This is a genomic window from Nostoc sp. 2RC (assembly GCF_014222165.1).
In the GTDB taxonomy this organism is placed as follows: Bacteria; Cyanobacteriota; Cyanobacteriia; order Cyanobacteriales; family Nostocaceae; genus Nostoc; species Nostoc linckia.
This window is the reverse complement of sequence record NZ_JACKZU010000191.1, coordinates 1-15363: the sequence shown is the minus strand read 5'-3', so window position 1 is coordinate 15363 and position 15363 is coordinate 1. Positions and strand designations below refer to the sequence as shown.

The window sequence follows — 15363 nt, the reverse complement described above, 5'->3', positions numbered from 1 at the left end:
CCCTTTCCCCTTTCCCTTTCCCCTTTCCCCATGCCCTGTTTGCCCAATTTATAATGTAAAATTCAAAATCTCAAATCCAAAATACTTTATGGCTTCTACTTTTTCCTTTGACATTGTGAGCGACTTTGACCAACAAGAATTGGTTAACGCTGTCGATCAAGTTGTACGAGAAATCAAAAGCCGTTATGACCTCAAAGATACTCAAACCACTGTTGAATTAGCCGATCAAAGCATTAATGTTAATACTGACAGCGAGTTTACCTTAGATTCTGTACACAATATCCTGCGAGAAAAAGCCGCTAAGCGTAATCTTTCGCAGAAAATCTTTGATTTTGGCAAAATTGAATCAGCAAGCGGTAATCGCGTGCGTCAAGAAATTAAACTCAAAAAAGGCATTAGTCAAGAAATTGCCAAACAAATTTCTAAATTGATTCGCGACGAATTCAAAAAAGTACAAGCCTCAATTCAAGGCGAGGCTGTGCGGGTTTCTGCCAAATCTAAAGATGACTTGCAAGTTGTTATCCAACGACTAAAACAAGAAGATTATCCTGTGGCTTTGCAATTTACAAATTATCGGTAAAAGGTATGGGGCAAACAGGGCATGGGGAAAGGGAAAGGGGAAAAGGGAAAAGGGGAAAGATTAAATTTATTCCTTTTCCCTTTAACCTGGTTGGTGAGCTTGCCGAACCATAACCTTTTCCCTTGCTCCCTTCTCTCCCCCATCTCCCCACTCCCTTTTACGTTCTCGCACCAATTGTTCTTTGAAATGCGGGACGGTCAGCTAATTGTTTCATGTAATTCGAGACGGCTGGGTAAGGGCTGAAGTCTAGTTTCAGAATCATGGGAATGTAGTTCAGAATAGACCCCACTGCCACATCGGCAACTGTGAATTCATTACCCAGCAAAAAAGGTTGTTTGCTGAAAATTTCATTTAACGTACTCAACAAACGAGATAATTGGCGATCGCGATTTGTTTCTACCACAATTGCAGTACTGAGGGTGGAATTGGCAAATAACACCCACTGGTAAATTACAGCACGTTCTTCTAGTGAAACTGGTACTTTTTCATACTTTTGTGCCAAATAAAGCAAAATTGCGCCAGATTCCCAAAGCTGAAAATCTCCATCAACAATTGCTGGAACTCTTGCAAAAGCATTAATTTTCAAATACTCAGGCTGTAGGTGTTCGCCCGCTTGCATATCAAGTTTGACAAATTCATAGGGAATTTCTAATTCCTCTAGATACCAATGAACAATCGATGCTCGACTACGAGCGCCTCCATAAAGTTTTAGCATAATTACTTAAAGAACTTTGTGAGTGTGAGAATGCTGCTTAACGTTATCTTCTTTAGTCACAACTCTATTGGCATTTAATACCCGCTTGCGGTCAACGGAATACTTAAATTCCGTGTAGGTCGTACCTAAAGGAATTAAAGATTTTGCAGATTCACGACGCTTGTAAGTACGAGCTGCGGCAAACAAACGTGGGATAAATTCTTCACCGAACTGGGCTGAGTCTGGGAAGCCATCCAGTACGAGTTGTGAATCGCCATCGAGTACAGATCCCAAAGTTGTTGCACAAGCCAGCTTATAAGAGGTAGGAATGCCCTTTAACAAAGCTTCCAAAGCAGCAGAGGGAATTGGTTCTATCACTTCGATTTGATGAACTTCTCCATCTTCCTTGATAAAGCAGGTTGCCAAACCGATGACAATGTAATCATCGGCTGCTAAATCGGGAGCATTGGGATAAGAAATTGCAGTTGTCATCAGAAAATTTCTCAAAATTTAGGGATTGGGGACTGGGGACTAGTAATAAAGGAATAAACAACTTGTTGGCATTTTACCAACTTGTCGCTGTCACTACGTTCTACATAGGGACGGGAATAAGAATAGCATTGCAAATGTTTCAAAAGCCTAGAAATACAGGATTTTTAATTTTTGACTGGTCTTGCCTGATTTGGGTGGGAACTAACAACAATTTTTTCAATCCCCAGTCCCCAATCATTTTTCACTCCAGGAAAAATTTTTCTTGGCTATTTCTGGAATTGACCTTAGGGATCAAGTATCCATGATTAGGTTTGAGGAGCAATTGTCTATTTAAGCGTCAATTTCCACTTGTGTGAGTAGTTTAAGTTCTCTCTTGAGATGGCTTTCAGGTGATATTAAATACTCTCAAAATAAACATAGTGGGAAAGTTAGTCACAAATAAAACTAGAATTTTATTCCATATAGTACGTATTTTAGGCGTAAAAAGATGAATATTAACTCATTTTTAGCTTCCGGCGACCATCAAAGCAATCAATATAAAAAACTTATCATCAATAAAATAAATAATCATCAAAATCAGCCAACAAATCATTGCAGTGAATTAGCAGACAGCGACTTACGTTCTCATGCTTTGGAGTTGGCTCAAGAAGGAAATTATACTGAGGCGATCGCACTTTTAAACAAACTAATTTTTCGCTATCCCTACAATGCAATTAATTACAACAACCGGGGGCTAATTTATTTCCAAAGTAGTGAAATGCAAAAAGCTTTGCGTGATTATAATACTGCCCTGGAACTGAATCCTTATTTAGCCAGCGCTTATAACAATCGAGCAAATTATTATGCTGCTTGTGGAGAATTAGCACTAGCACTTGCTGACTATGATGAAGCGATTAATTTAAATCCTCGTTACGTCCGGGCATGGATTAACAGAGGCATTACCTTGCGTGACTTGGGCCAATACGAAGAGGCGATTGAAAATTTTGAGGTAGCACTGCTTTTCGGTCAATTAGAAGGTCATATTTGGGCTGAACGTGGCAGAACTTACCATCTTTGGGGTGACTGGAATTGTGCGATCGCGGATTATCGTCGCGCCCTTACTCAACTACCTCCTGTAAACAACCGTAAAGATGTTACTGGTTATCGCTTGCGTTTACAGATTGAAAATTGGCTTCACGATTTGCTATCTCCTGGGCGTCCTAATTGGTAGATGAACCATTCTGGTAAATTATAAAACTCTCAAAATAAATTCTTCATTTTGAATTTTAAATTGGAGTATTGCGACGCTATTAGTTATTACCAATAATATAAATTTTCGCCCAGTTTATACGTAGGCAAAATCACAATAAACAGAATAATCCCAAATTCGATATTTATGTTAGGGTAATAAATCTGTTTGTTCAATGACTCTGCCATCTTGATTCATCAGCACGACTCGACGCTGGCGGGGATCGAATCTGTACCCTTGTTGTTGCATAATACTTTTAGCTTGTTGGGGATCGAAGTTACGGCTAAATTCTGCCTGTAAATTGTTGACATGTGTTTCTATGAGCTTGACCTCAGTACTGATTTCTCGCAACTTTTCTTGCTGTGACCAGTGATAAGGCAAAAGTTGTGTCAAGGCAGATGCGGCGGCGGCTGTAATGAAAAGATTAACAGCTATTTTGGCAGTACTTTCCAATGCCATCACTTGGTAGGAACGTTGACGAAGATGCCGCTTTGGTCGAGGAATGATGCGGCGTTTTTGTATCGGTTGTGAAGGGGGTCTGGAGGGTTGAATCGCGTTCATGATCCTAAAAAATAACCTCTGTGAGTGAAGTGAAGCACCATCAAGAGCGCTGTTAGCTTTCTTCTCTACAAGACGCTTCCTTTGGGAAGCGTTTACCTATGTTGAGCGTTCAGGAAGAAGTAATGAGTAAGAAGTAGTACTGATGAATCTTCTCATTCACGTCTTTTAACTTGACTCAGCACTTGTGAAGCTTGATTTAGCTGTCATCTTACTTCATTTTTGGAAAATAGCTACAAGTGCCGTACAAGTTAAAAAATAACCTGGCTTACGTAAGTGCATAAATCCATAAAGACTTTAGGCGTAAAGCCTGAAGCGTTTGGAAATTGCACCCCCGTAATGCCAGGATTATTAGCTTTTTAACTGTGTCACATCGTACCTTATTTGTAAAGTTCTGTGGCTAAACGCCAAGCGAGAACTCCTGGAATTAGTGCCACAACTAGAGCGATGTACACTTGGGTATCTGAGAGGGAAGACACTTGAGCGAGGTACAGAGTATCTAAGATAGGCATGGCTGAAATTCTCCTAACCTGAATAGATTTTGAACTGTTCGTTTACTACTTTTCCTTGTTTTGCCAGGATCGTGGAAGATCTTGTTACAAGATGCAACAAAAGCAGTTAAGAGTCAGTAGTCATTAGTTATTATCCTTTAAAAAAATTCATCAATCTATGGATTTGTATTTGGGTATCGACTTCGGAACATCTGGCGCACGTGGTGTGGCGATTGATGAGAAAGCTAGCATCCAGGCTGAGGTACGATATCCTTTCGAGGATTTACCAGTGGCTATGATGCTGAATTATTGGCAGCAAGCTTTGTTGGCGCTGCTGGAACAAATACCCCAGGAATTGCGGCGAAAAATTAAAGCGATCGCCATTAATGGTACTTCTTCCACTGTCTTGCTGGTGGATGCTGCTGGCAAACCAATAGATGCACCGCTATTGTACAACGATGCACGGGGATCGTCTGTGCTAAATGATTTAAAGAGCGTAGCGCCCCCCAATCATACCGTGTTAAGCGCCACCTCTAGCCTGAGCAAACTCATTTGGATGCAGCAATTACCTTCTTTTAGTCAAGCTAGATATTTCCTACATCAAGCAGATTGGCTGGGGTTTTTGCTGCATGGGTATTTAGGCATTAGCGACTACCATAACGCCTTAAAACTCGGTTATGACGTGGAAGAATTGAAATATCCACAATGGATGGAAAAGTTGCAAATACCCATTCAATTACCCAGAATTTTGCCACCTGGTACTCCCGTTGCAGAATTACGTTCTGAAATTGCAGATAACTTTGGTTTTCGGCCTGATTGTTTGGTATGTACTGGTACAACTGATAGTATTGCCGCTTTTCTTGCCAGTGGGGCAAAATTACCTGGTGAAGCCGTGACTTCCTTAGGTTCCACCTTAGTAGTGAAATTATTGAGTCGTACCCGTATAGAGGATGCGCGATATGGAATTTACAGCCATCGTTTGGGTAAATTGTGGTTGACTGGCGGTGCTTCTAATACTGGGGGTGCAGTGCTACAGAAATTTTTTAGCAACTCCGAACTAGTCAGCCTCAGCCGTGAAATTGATGCATCACAAACCAGTGGACTAGATTATTATCCATTGTTGAAAGCAGGCGATCGCTTTCCCATTAACGATCCCCATTTACCCCCAAGATTGGAACCACGTCCAGAAAACCCAGTGGAATTTCTACATGGATTGTTAGAAAGTATTGCCCGCATCGAAACAAAAGGGTATGAATTATTACAAAAAATGGGTGCAGACAAATTGACTCGCGTTTATACTGCCGGCGGTGGCGCAGCAAATCACACTTGGACTGCCATTCGTAAGCAGTATTTAAAAGTGCCTGTCATCGCCTCAAAATATACAGAAGCTGCTTACGGCACAGCATTGTTAGCAATGGGAAAAGTAGGTAAAGAAACGGGGACGAGTAAGTGTGACGAGTGTGGAGAGTGTGACGAGTGTGGGAGATGAGGAGATGGGAAGTGTGAGGAGAGAGGGGGGAAAGATTTTTTCACCATCCTCCCACACCTCCCACACCTCCCACCCCTCCCACACTTCCTGCTTGCCCAATGCCCCATGTCCTATACCCCACGATAGATATCTTTTAAATCAGTATCTATCCGGGTGACAATCAACGTATCTCGGCCGATACTGTGATTATTAGATACCGGACTATAGGATTCCAGGTTTCACGATCTGGGCAGCTATTCGGGGATTGGTGCTTTGCGACAAGCGAATGTCATCTATCCCCTTTACTAATGATTGGAGTTAATTTTAAATTAATTCTAAGAAAAGAAAAAGGTTTTTTAAAAAAGTTTGGCCTGCGCGATCGAGGTTATCATCTAGGGAAAACGTGAGGCTGCGGACTCGGATTTCATCGCTTTTAATATCTAGTGGCTGTGTCAAGTCTTTAGGGTATATTAAAAAGGCTTGGCTACATTTTGTTGTGTTTGCGTAGCTTATCATCTGATGAATATCTGTATTTACTGCTTGTTCAAGGGCTTTATACTTTGTATCCAAAACTGCTATTGCTTTGCCAGTAGCGGCATCGCACAGTAATAAATCTATAATGAACTGCCGATTCTGACTAATTTCTGTCGTATACTGTTGTTTAAAAAAATATCCTTGTGGCGTATTTTTCTTAAGCCATTCTGCAACAAAAAATTCATATAAATGTCCCATATCGACGATAAAGGGTAGGGTTTTATAATTTCCTATTTCATAACTTGGACTACTATTTTCTAAAAAGAATCGGCAGAAATTATGTAACAGTTCATAGTCTTCATTGAGGCGATTATACTGTCTGGCGATACAATCTTCTGCACTACAAGGTTGCAGCGTTACTAATCCTTGTAGAGCGTGATAAGCTTTTCGTATTGTTGGTGATACTCTTTCTGAACATAAACTGCTACGACCAATGATATAAAGTGTCCATGCCAAGATTTGATTTTCTTTAACATCAGCCGTATGTTCTTCGTAATTGCATTTAAGTTTAACATTCCACGGCTTTTGAATTATCTGTTGCACATCTAGCCTTCCCCGCACATAAGAAAGCTGCTGTGTTTTAGGCAAATAAGTACGATATAATCCTTTGCGACACCGTTCTAAAATTTTATCGGCTAAGATATGAGCCAGATTATTATAAAAGTCCTCTAGAGATTCACAATCCATTAGCCCTTCGAGAAAGCGAAACCCTTTTAAATTGTATGCATATTCCAGCATTCCGAAGAGGTTTTGGATAGGCACTTTCGGATTTATTTTTAAATGCAATTCAGGAGTTACAGGAATGTAACCTACCCATCCTTTAGCTTTCAGTTTCCAACGATTTCTCGTTGTATAGGTAGGAAATTCTATATCTACTTGTGTTTTGTATTTTTCATATAACTCGACTGCGGCTGAATCGGGTATTTCATCAAGTGTAAATGATTTATTTTCGTATTCTATAATTTCAATAACTCTTAGTTGTGCTGGGTTTATATCCATAACTGAACCCGATCCTTGATTTTATCCCAGCGAAACTTATCTACTTTTTCTAGCTGGTTAAAAAAGTACTCTTCCAAATATGGCTCAATTTCCATAAGCCATATATCTTTTATATCTTCATGTAGGTTGTCTGTTAAAAAGAATGAAATACCAATTTCGTAGTTTTTATCTGCGATCGCCTGATTTAATTGTTGTAAAATGTTAATTAATCCCTCTACTGCAAAACCTCTTTTTCGGTGATAACGTCGCAGCACATCATAGTTTGGACGAAGTTCAATAAACGCAAAGCGGCGACGAAGTGCATGATCTATATTTGCAATAGACCTATCTGCTGTATTCATTGTCCCAATAATGCGGACATTTTTGGGGATGCGAAACTTATTACCGCCAGCTAGTGGAATTTCTTTGTCTCTGTACTCAAGTAAATACATGAGTTCGCCAAAAACCTGTGCAAGATTAGCACGGTTTATTTCATCGAGAATTAGAACACAAGTATCTTCACGAGACTCAGCTTTTTTACAAAATTCTAAAAATCTTCCTGGAACCAGTGGATATGCTAATATTCCATTTTGGCTTTGAGGACGGATGCCTTGAATGAAATCTTCATAAGAGTATGCGGGATGAAATTGCACCAGTTCTGAGAAACCGTCACCACCACCGATTAAGTGTTGAGCAAGTTTTTCAGCAATATAAGTTTTTCCTGTTCCAGGTGAACCATATAAAATTGCTTGACCTTTACGATGAATTGTGCGTATCCATCGCTCTAAGCTTTCTGCAATTAAGCCAATATCTTGAGCAAAGTCCTTTAAGCTATAATTAGGATTATTCGGATTTATATATTTACTAATAGATGGTATTAATTCATTAGATACTGATAGCCATAAAAAAGGAACATAAACTTTAAACCATTGATTAAATTCATCAATTAAATCTTCCCAAGAACTCTTTAAAATTTTATCTTTTTCCCAATTAAGATTTACATCGGAAAGATCACGAAATATATGTATATTTTGGGCAACTATTTTGGACATTATTATAGGGTTAGTATCAGCAATATATTCGGCTAAAACTTCACCTGTGTCTTCTAAAAATCGTATTTCTATACCTAGCTCTGTCATCTCTATATATAAAGTTGAAAATCTATCTAAATGTGTATGCAATTGAGGCTTTTTATAAAAAACAAAACGTTCAGTTTTTACTATTCCAGAAAAATCATCGGCAGCAATTTCTTTTGGTATTTGCTGATATATTAAATTACAAAAATCATGAAATGGTTGTTCTACTTTTTCTCTAAAATCTATGTGTTCTTGAGAGTTATCAAAATTATAAAGACGATTAAGACAATTTTTTTTGTAGCTTTTTATAACTTCAAAAGAATTGAAAGCGGAGAATTTATTTGAGTTTTGGCTACTATCCATTATTTTTCATTTAAAAGATAATATTTTCTCTTAATTCGCTACTATATCACCTGATGCTGCTGCCAAATTTACAAGTGGTACTAAAACAGCTATATAGCCTACCATACGGTAAGGTAACGGGTGTATTAAGGCAAATATGACAAACTTTCACTGCGGATATTAAACGATCGCAATCATGGCAGAAAAACGCCAAAATTGTAGCTTGAAAGTAACCGGATGCTGCGGCGCTATAGTGTAGAAGCTAATGACAGCAAGCGGAACACGGAGACAAAAAAGTGCAAATCACTAAGCGCAATGTTGAATTAAGAGTAGATGGCAGCTTAATGCGTGTTTATGTAGCATCTCCCAAAGCAGCAGGAAAATACCCTGGTATTGTCTTCTATAGTGATATTTATCAATTAGGCGATCCGATGATTCGTCTAGCTAACTACTTAGCAGGATACGGCTATGTAGTAGCAGCTCCAGAAATTTTTCACCGAATTGAGCCAGTTGGTTCAGTAATTGAGCCAGACGATCTCGGAAGGATGCGGGGTAATGACGATGCGCGTCGAACCTCGGTAGCTGATTATGATGCCGATTGCCTTGCTGTGATTGAATTTCTGAAAACAGAGAGTGCGGTTTCTCCAAATCAAATAGGCACTTTAGGCTTTTGTATTGGTGGACATTTAGCTTTCCGCGCAGCATTTCAAAGCGAAATTCGGGCTTGTGTCTGCTGTTATCCTACTGGTATTCCCAGTGGTAAGCTTGGTAAGGAGGTAGCCGATACAATCCAGAGGGTAAGTGAAATCAAAGGCGAGATGCTAATGGTGTTCGGTACTCTTGACCCTCACATACCAGATAGCGATCGGCAAACCATAATAAAAGTAATTAATAATGCTAACATACCTCACCAAATTTTATTGTATGAAGCAGAACATACATTCATGCGCGACGACGGTTATCGTTATGATTCTAGTGCTACCACCGCAGCTTGGTTTGAAATAATAAATTTCTTGGGGCGCATATTTGCAAACTGAAAACTCCTATTATTGCTTTCTTCGCGTCAATTTTGAGTTGTCTGTAACGCTAATAAGCCAGCACCGTAAGCAGGCTCATACCTCGAAAAAATCACGTTTACATTAGGAAACTTATTAACAAGAGACGCTACAAATCTTTCATGGATCTTGCATCTACCGCGCCAGACACTTCCTGTTGTGACTACTTCCAAAACTGAGTTAGCACTAAAAATCGCATCAATTACTGTAGATGTAGCTTTTACTAATTCTTTAACAGCATCATCAATTATATTATTCGCTACTTCATCACCTGATGCTGCTGCTACATCGACAATTGGCGCTAAAGCAGCTATCTGTTTAACTCCCCATTGTCGCCGATATATTACTTCTATTAAATCTTCTACATTTTCCAAATTAAGATACTCCTTAAAAGCATCCACTAAAGTAGTTGCTATCTCTCGTCCATCATAGGATTTTAATGCAGCATTCATCCCAGCAACGGCAATTTTATAAGCACTACCTTCATCTCCTAAAATATAGCCCCAGCCCCCTACTTGCTTGGTGTTTCCCTGCTGATTTCGTCCAAAAATTATGGAACCAGTACCTACAGCAACCACAATTCCCACATCATGGCCAATTCCACCAACTAAAGCAATAAAAGCGTCATTGCAAATGACAATATTCTCTGGCTGTAATGCCCAATTTACAGGTAAATTTTTGCTATTTTGCAACTTAACCACTAAATTTTTTACTACTTCAATATCTGATGCACGCCCCACACCTGCCAAACCCAGACATATTGATTCAATAGTAATAGTTTTGATAATTTTTCTGGCTTCATTAGCGGCAGCTTCAATTGCCAATTCAATTGATTTAAAAGTAGCTTCAATACCTATACTTTGATAGTTAGAACCGCCAGCTTCACCACGTCCTAACACTTGACCAGAATCATCCATCAACACGCAGACTGTCTTACTACCGCCGCCATCTATTCCCAAAACATAACGCATATTAATTCTTCGTAAGTTTCGATTCTTCCTTTAAAGGTATAAAAAATAGAGCAATCATTCCAGGGATTGTAAGTAAACAGACCAAAATAAAAAAGAGTGGATAGCCAAGTGCTTTTTGTAGATAACCGCTAATTAATCCGGGAAGCATCATCCCTAAAGCCATGATGCCAGTTGAGATAGCAAAATGGGAGGTTTTGTATTCTCCTTGACAAATGTACATTAAGTAAACACTAAAAGCTGTAAACCCAAAACCATATCCAAATTGTTCCAAGGAAACCAAAGGATATACTAATATTAATGTAGGTTTGCTGTAAGCCATATAAACATAGAATATATCAGGCAAATTTAAGGCTAAAGCCATAGGTAAAAGACATTTTTTCAATCCATATTTGGCAATTACTAAACCTCCTAAGATGCCTCCAAAAATCAGGGATATAACACCAAGCGTTCCGTAAATTAACCCCACATCTGATGTTGATAAACCCAAGCCTCCTAATTCTCGTTTGTCTAACAAAAATAAAGAAGCCATCTTCACCAGCATTGCTTCGCCAAGTCTGTAGAGTAAAATAAAAGCTATAATATTAATAATTTTATCTTGAGCAAAATACGAACTAATAATTGTCCAAAAATCTATTTTTTTTGTAGCTTCTAGTTGTCGTTGGCTATCCGATTCAGGGGCGGGTAAAACTAAGCGATGAAAAATAAATATAATTGCTAAAATCAAAGCACAGAAACTCAGAGCTAAAGTCCAAGCTAAAGGAATGTTGTTTAGAGATACTTCCAACTGACCTGCTATAAATACTAATATTCCAGAGCCGAAAATCACAGCAAGTCTATAAAATAGCGAGCGAATGCCAACAAAAAAGGCTTGTTGTTCGGGAGATAAAGCTAGTAAATAAAAACCATCTGTGGCAATGTCATAAGTTGCAGAAATAAAGGCTCCTATTGTTAATGCTGCCAGGGAGATAAAAAAGAAGTTGGGTAATTGTAAACAAAAGGCTACCAAACCTAAACAGGCGAACATGGTTAATTGAGTGTAAATAATCCATTGGCGTTTGGTAAAGTAAATATCGACAATTGGGCCCCAAAACATTTTGATGACCCAAGGTAGATAGAGAAAGCTTGTCCATAGGGTAATTTCAGCGTTATCGATTCCGAGTTTTTTGTAAAAGATGACGGAAACTGTGTTGATGATGACGTAAGGGATGCCGGAGGTGAAATATAGGGTGGGGATGAATTTCCAGGGAGAGGTTGGTTGGTGTTTCATGGATTACGAACCGCCAAGACGCCAAGTGCGCCAAGAGAAGATTAAGAAGAAAGGATAATACGTTTGATGCCGTCTTTGAGGAGGGGGACGTTAAAGTTAATGAGGAGAGCTAGGGGGTGATTAGTCATTTTAAGGTATGAGAGGACTTGAGCTTCGTGGATTGGGGCTAAATTTTGGACAGCTTTCAATTCCAAAATTAGACAATTAGCAACTAGAAAATCTAATCTACCCTTGCCTACTTCATGTCCTTTGTAATTTACTGTTACCGACTTCTCAAACTCATGAGGTATTCCGCGCCTGAAAAATTCTATAATCAGTGCTTCCTTATAAACCTCCTCCAAAAACCCTGCTCCCAACACCTGATGCACCTCAATGGCCGCCCCAATCACAGCGTAAGCTAATCTATCCACCTCCTCACTTGGCTCCCTTCTCTTGGCGTCCTTGGCGTCTTGGCGGTTCGTTTCCATCAATCCCTCTCCAACCCTGTGGCAAAATTTATTAGAGTCCTTCCTTAGTTTTCCCCGCATGACCGCAACCATTCTCAATCTCCCCAGTCTCTACGAACCCTTTTCCACTGAAGCCAAGTGGCAAAAATTCTGGGAAGACAACCAAGTTTACAAAGCCGACCCCAACAAAAACGGTAAACCCTACTGCATCGTCATTCCCCCGCCCAATGTCACCGGCAGTTTGCACATGGGTCACGCCTTTGAAAGTGCCCTAATTGATACCCTCGTCCGCTACCACCGGATGCAGGGACGTAATACCCTGTGGTTACCCGGAACCGACCACGCCAGCATTGCTGTCCATACCATGCTGGAAAAGCAACTCAAGACTGAGGGTAAGACTCGCTATGAATTGGGGCGCGAGAAATTCTTAGAACGCGCTTGGCAATGGAAGGCGGAGTCTGAAGGAACCATTGTTAATCAATTGCGACGCTTGGGTGTTTCGGCTGACTGGTCGCGGGAAAGGTTTACCCTGGATGAAGGTTTATCCAAAGCTGTTGTTGAGGCATTTACTCGCCTTTACGAGGAAGGCTTAATTTATCGTGGTGAATATTTAGTTAACTGGTGCCCGGCTTCCCAGTCAGCTGTGTCTGATGTGGAGGTGGAAAATCAAGAGGTTAATGGTAATCTCTGGCACTTCCGCTATCCACTGACAGATGGTTCTGGTTTTGTGGAAGTGGCGACGACTCGACCAGAAACGATGCTCGGCGATACAGCAGTGGCAGTTAATCCCAATGACGATCGCTACAAACATCTCATTGGCAAAACTGTAACTCTGCCCATTCTACAACGAGAAATTCCCATCATTGGCGATGAATTTGTTGACCCCACTTTCGGCACAGGCTGTGTGAAGGTGACTCCCGCCCATGACCCCAACGATTTTGATATGGGTAAGCGTCACAATCTGCCGTTAATCAACATTATGAATAAAGACGGCACCCTCAATACAAATGCTGGGGAGTTCCAAGGACAAGACCGCTTTGTTGCTAGAAAAAATGTGGTTTCTCGCTTAGAAAAAGACGGCTTTTTGGTGAAAATTGAGGATTATAAACATACCGTTCCCTACAGCGATCGCGGTAAAGTACCCATTGAACCCCTGCTTTCAACTCAGTGGTTTGTCAAAATTCGCCCCCTGGCTGACAAAACTTTAGAATTCCTCGACCAGCAAAACTCGCCGCAGTTTGTCCCCCAACGCTGGACTAAGGTTTATCGTGATTGGCTAGTCAAACTCAAAGATTGGTGCATTTCTCGCCAACTCTGGTGGGGACACCAAATTCCTGCTTGGTACGCTGTCAGTGAAACCGATGGGCAAATTACCGATAACACACCGTTTGTAGTGGCAAAATCCGAGGCGGAAGCTTGGGAGAAAGCCAATGCACAATTTGGTGAAAATGTCAAGTTAGAACAAGACCCAGATGTGTTAGATACTTGGTTTTCTTCTGGACTCTGGCCGTTTTCAACTTTGGGCTGGCCAGAACAAACTCCGGATTTAACGACTTACTACCCAACTACTACTTTGGTGACAGGCTTTGACATCATCTTTTTCTGGGTAGCCAGAATGACAATGATGGGTGGGCATTTTACTGGGAAAATGCCTTTCCAAACCGTTTACATCCACGGCTTGGTGCTGGATGAAAAAGGCCAGAAGATGTCAAAGACCAAAGGTAATGGCATTGATCCACTGTTATTAATTGACAAATATGGTACTGATGCCCTGCGCTATACCTTAGTTAAGGAAGTGGCGGGGGCGGGACAAGATATCCGCTTAGAGTACGATCGCAAAAAGGATGAATCACCATCTGTAGAAGCGTCCCGTAACTTTGCTAATAAGCTGTGGAATGCAGCCCGGTTTGTGATGATGAATTTGGGGACTGGACACGGAGACACGGAGAGTCCTTTCCCCGCGTCCCCCCGTCCCCCTGTCCCCGCGTCTTCCCAATCCCTCGAATTAAGCGATCGCTGGATTCTTTCCCGTTATCATCAAGTCGTCAAACAAACCAGCAATTACATTGATAATTATGGTTTAGGAGAAGCAGCAAAGGGACTGTACGATTTCATCTGGGGTGATTTCTGCGACCAATACATTGAATTGGTGAAATCTCGCCTCCAGCCAGATGCAGACCCCACATCACGACGGGTAGCACAACAAACCCTCGCCTACGTACTAGAAGGGATTTTAAAACTGCTTCATCCCTTTATGCCTCATATTACTGAGGAAATTTGGCAATCTCTCACCCAACAACCAGCAGATTCTCCCCAAACTCTGGCTTTACAAACCTATCCAAAGGTAGATGCAAATCTGATAGATTTTGCGCTAGAAGAACAGTTTGAATTGCTAATTGATACTATCCGCACAATTCGGAATTTGCGTGCCGAAGCTGATGTCAAACCAGGGGTGAAGGTGACAGCTAATTTACAAACTGAAAGTGAAAAAGAAAGACAAATCCTCACCGCTGGACAGATTTACATTCAAGATTTGGCGAAGGTTGAAACTTTAACTATTACCGACAAGCAAAACAATCAAAGTGTTGCTGCTAAAAAACCCCAGAATGGATTAAAAATAATTGGCTTAACTATTTTGGGTATTGTTTTGGCTAGGTTGGGTTTGGCTGTGGGGAATACGATTTATCAAACTGCCATAATTGGAACTTTCTTTGAAATGGTTGGTTTTCTTTACACAGGTTGGTTTGTCACCCAAAATTTACTCAATGGTGAAGCTAGACAAAAGCTATGGAAACAGTTTTTCCAGGGGACGGAATCACAACAGGCACAAGAGCCAGAAAATGCGATCGCTGGTGTGATAGGTACAATACAAGTAGTAATTCCCCTCAGTGGCGTGGTGGATATCGAAGTTGTACGTGCCAAACTAGAGAAAAGCCTCACCAAAGCTGAAGCGGAAATTCAATCTTTGAGTGCCAGATTAAGCAATCCGAATTTTGTCGGTAAAGCCAGAGCTGACGTAGTTCAAGGAGCCAGAGATGCTTTAGCAGAAGCCGAAAAACAAGCAGAAATTCTGCGCGCCCGCCTACGTGGTTTAGGATTGTAATGTTGTAATGGGTAATGGCAGAGTAGTTAATTGCTCATTACCCATTACCTACCCACAAATCAGTAGTTCCACATTTTTTG

Annotated in this window: 14 protein-coding genes; 5 read left to right on the top strand and 9 right to left on the bottom strand. The window is 40.6% G+C overall.

The window, feature by feature from the left end:
- Positions 1-88 precede the first annotated feature (88 nt).
- A complete protein-coding gene (locus GNE10_RS20450) occupies positions 89-580 on the top strand; it encodes a YajQ family cyclic di-GMP-binding protein (protein ID WP_185566739.1) in 492 nt (163 codons plus the stop codon).
- A 157-nt stretch (positions 581-737) separates the two neighbouring features.
- On the opposite strand, the gene GNE10_RS20445 is transcribed toward GNE10_RS20450, so the two are convergent.
- Both GNE10_RS20445 and GNE10_RS20440 read right to left on the bottom strand, forming a co-directional pair.
- Entirely contained in the window at positions 738-1295 is a 558-nt protein-coding gene (locus GNE10_RS20445) for a glutathione S-transferase family protein (RefSeq protein ID WP_185566738.1), read from the bottom strand.
- 6 nt (positions 1296-1301) lie between these two features.
- Positions 1302-1766, bottom strand: a complete 465-nt coding sequence (locus GNE10_RS20440; RefSeq protein WP_185566737.1) for a hypothetical protein — start codon at positions 1764-1766, stop codon at positions 1302-1304.
- A gap of 487 nt (positions 1767-2253) precedes the next feature.
- Here GNE10_RS20440 and GNE10_RS20435 point away from each other — a divergent pair, with 487 nt between their 5' ends.
- Positions 2254-2976, top strand: coding sequence for a tetratricopeptide repeat protein (locus GNE10_RS20435; RefSeq protein ID WP_185566736.1), 723 nt, complete (start codon positions 2254-2256; stop codon positions 2974-2976).
- Positions 2977-3144: 168 nt separating this feature from the next.
- Here GNE10_RS20435 and GNE10_RS20430 read toward each other — a convergent pair whose 3' ends face one another.
- Positions 3145-3555, bottom strand: coding sequence for a hypothetical protein (locus GNE10_RS20430; protein WP_099072151.1), 411 nt, complete (start codon positions 3553-3555; stop codon positions 3145-3147).
- Positions 3556-3932: 377 nt separating this feature from the next.
- Entirely contained in the window at positions 3933-4064 is a 132-nt protein-coding gene (gene psaM, locus GNE10_RS20425) for a photosystem I reaction center subunit XII (RefSeq protein WP_099072150.1), read from the bottom strand.
- 157 nt (positions 4065-4221) lie between these two features.
- Between psaM and GNE10_RS20420 the strand changes: the two genes are divergently transcribed.
- The gene (locus tag GNE10_RS20420; protein WP_185566735.1) at positions 4222-5532 is read left to right on the top strand and encodes an FGGY-family carbohydrate kinase; all 1311 of its coding nucleotides are present in this window, start codon (positions 4222-4224) and stop codon (positions 5530-5532) included.
- 303 nt (positions 5533-5835) lie between these two features.
- Here the strand turns inward: GNE10_RS20420 and GNE10_RS20415 are convergent, their stop codons facing one another.
- A complete protein-coding gene (locus tag GNE10_RS20415) occupies positions 5836-7044 on the bottom strand; it encodes an McrC family protein (protein ID WP_185566734.1) in 1209 nt (402 codons plus the stop codon).
- Entirely contained in the window at positions 7035-8462 is a 1428-nt protein-coding gene (locus tag GNE10_RS20410) for an McrB family protein (RefSeq protein WP_185566733.1), read from the bottom strand. The genes GNE10_RS20415 and GNE10_RS20410 overlap by 10 nt, the downstream gene beginning before the upstream one ends.
- Before the next feature lie 275 nt (positions 8463-8737).
- Here GNE10_RS20410 and GNE10_RS20405 point away from each other — a divergent pair, with 275 nt between their 5' ends.
- The gene (locus tag GNE10_RS20405) at positions 8738-9478 is read left to right on the top strand and encodes a dienelactone hydrolase family protein (RefSeq protein WP_185566732.1); all 741 of its coding nucleotides are present in this window, start codon (positions 8738-8740) and stop codon (positions 9476-9478) included.
- A gap of 26 nt (positions 9479-9504) precedes the next feature.
- Here the strand turns inward: GNE10_RS20405 and GNE10_RS20400 are convergent, their stop codons facing one another.
- From GNE10_RS20400 to GNE10_RS20390, 3 genes are read right to left on the bottom strand one after another with little or no spacing between them, the layout of a single operon-like run.
- Entirely contained in the window at positions 9505-10467 is a 963-nt protein-coding gene (locus GNE10_RS20400) for an N-acetylglucosamine kinase (protein ID WP_185566731.1), read from the bottom strand.
- 1 nt (position 10468) lies between these two features.
- Entirely contained in the window at positions 10469-11734 is a 1266-nt protein-coding gene (locus GNE10_RS20395) for an MFS transporter (protein WP_185566730.1), read from the bottom strand.
- Between the two features lie 41 nt (positions 11735-11775).
- Positions 11776-12201, bottom strand: a complete 426-nt coding sequence (locus tag GNE10_RS20390) for a GxxExxY protein (RefSeq protein WP_185566729.1) — start codon at positions 12199-12201, stop codon at positions 11776-11778.
- A 58-nt stretch (positions 12202-12259) separates the two neighbouring features.
- Here GNE10_RS20390 and GNE10_RS20385 point away from each other — a divergent pair, with 58 nt between their 5' ends.
- Positions 12260-15283, top strand: coding sequence for a valine--tRNA ligase (locus GNE10_RS20385; RefSeq protein ID WP_185566728.1), 3024 nt, complete (start codon positions 12260-12262; stop codon positions 15281-15283).
- Positions 15284-15363 lie beyond the last annotated feature (80 nt).

Bases quoted from the DNA above. Each gene is read 5' to 3' on its own strand.
- GNE10_RS20385 (WP_185566728.1), top strand. From the start codon at position 12,260: ATGACCGCAACCATTCTCAATCTCCCCAGTCTCTACGAACCCTTTTCC.
- GNE10_RS20430 (WP_099072151.1), bottom strand. From the start codon at position 3,555: ATGAACGCGATTCAACCCTCCAGACCCCCTTCACAACCGATACAAAAA.
- GNE10_RS20395 (WP_185566730.1), bottom strand. From the start codon at position 11,734: ATGAAACACCAACCAACCTCTCCCTGGAAATTCATCCCCACCCTATAT.
- GNE10_RS20410 (WP_185566733.1), bottom strand. From the start codon at position 8,462: ATGGATAGTAGCCAAAACTCAAATAAATTCTCCGCTTTCAATTCTTTT.
- GNE10_RS20390 (WP_185566729.1), bottom strand. From the start codon at position 12,201: ATGGAAACGAACCGCCAAGACGCCAAGGACGCCAAGAGAAGGGAGCCA.
- GNE10_RS20440 (WP_185566737.1), bottom strand. From the start codon at position 1,766: ATGACAACTGCAATTTCTTATCCCAATGCTCCCGATTTAGCAGCCGAT.
- GNE10_RS20435 (WP_185566736.1), top strand. From the start codon at position 2,254: ATGAATATTAACTCATTTTTAGCTTCCGGCGACCATCAAAGCAATCAA.
- GNE10_RS20445 (WP_185566738.1), bottom strand. From the start codon at position 1,295: ATGCTAAAACTTTATGGAGGCGCTCGTAGTCGAGCATCGATTGTTCAT.
- GNE10_RS20415 (WP_185566734.1), bottom strand. From the start codon at position 7,044: ATGGATATAAACCCAGCACAACTAAGAGTTATTGAAATTATAGAATAC.
- psaM (WP_099072150.1), bottom strand. From the start codon at position 4,064: ATGCCTATCTTAGATACTCTGTACCTCGCTCAAGTGTCTTCCCTCTCA.
- GNE10_RS20450 (WP_185566739.1), top strand. From the start codon at position 89: ATGGCTTCTACTTTTTCCTTTGACATTGTGAGCGACTTTGACCAACAA.
- GNE10_RS20400 (WP_185566731.1), bottom strand. From the start codon at position 10,467: ATGCGTTATGTTTTGGGAATAGATGGCGGCGGTAGTAAGACAGTCTGC.
- GNE10_RS20420 (WP_185566735.1), top strand. From the start codon at position 4,222: ATGGATTTGTATTTGGGTATCGACTTCGGAACATCTGGCGCACGTGGT.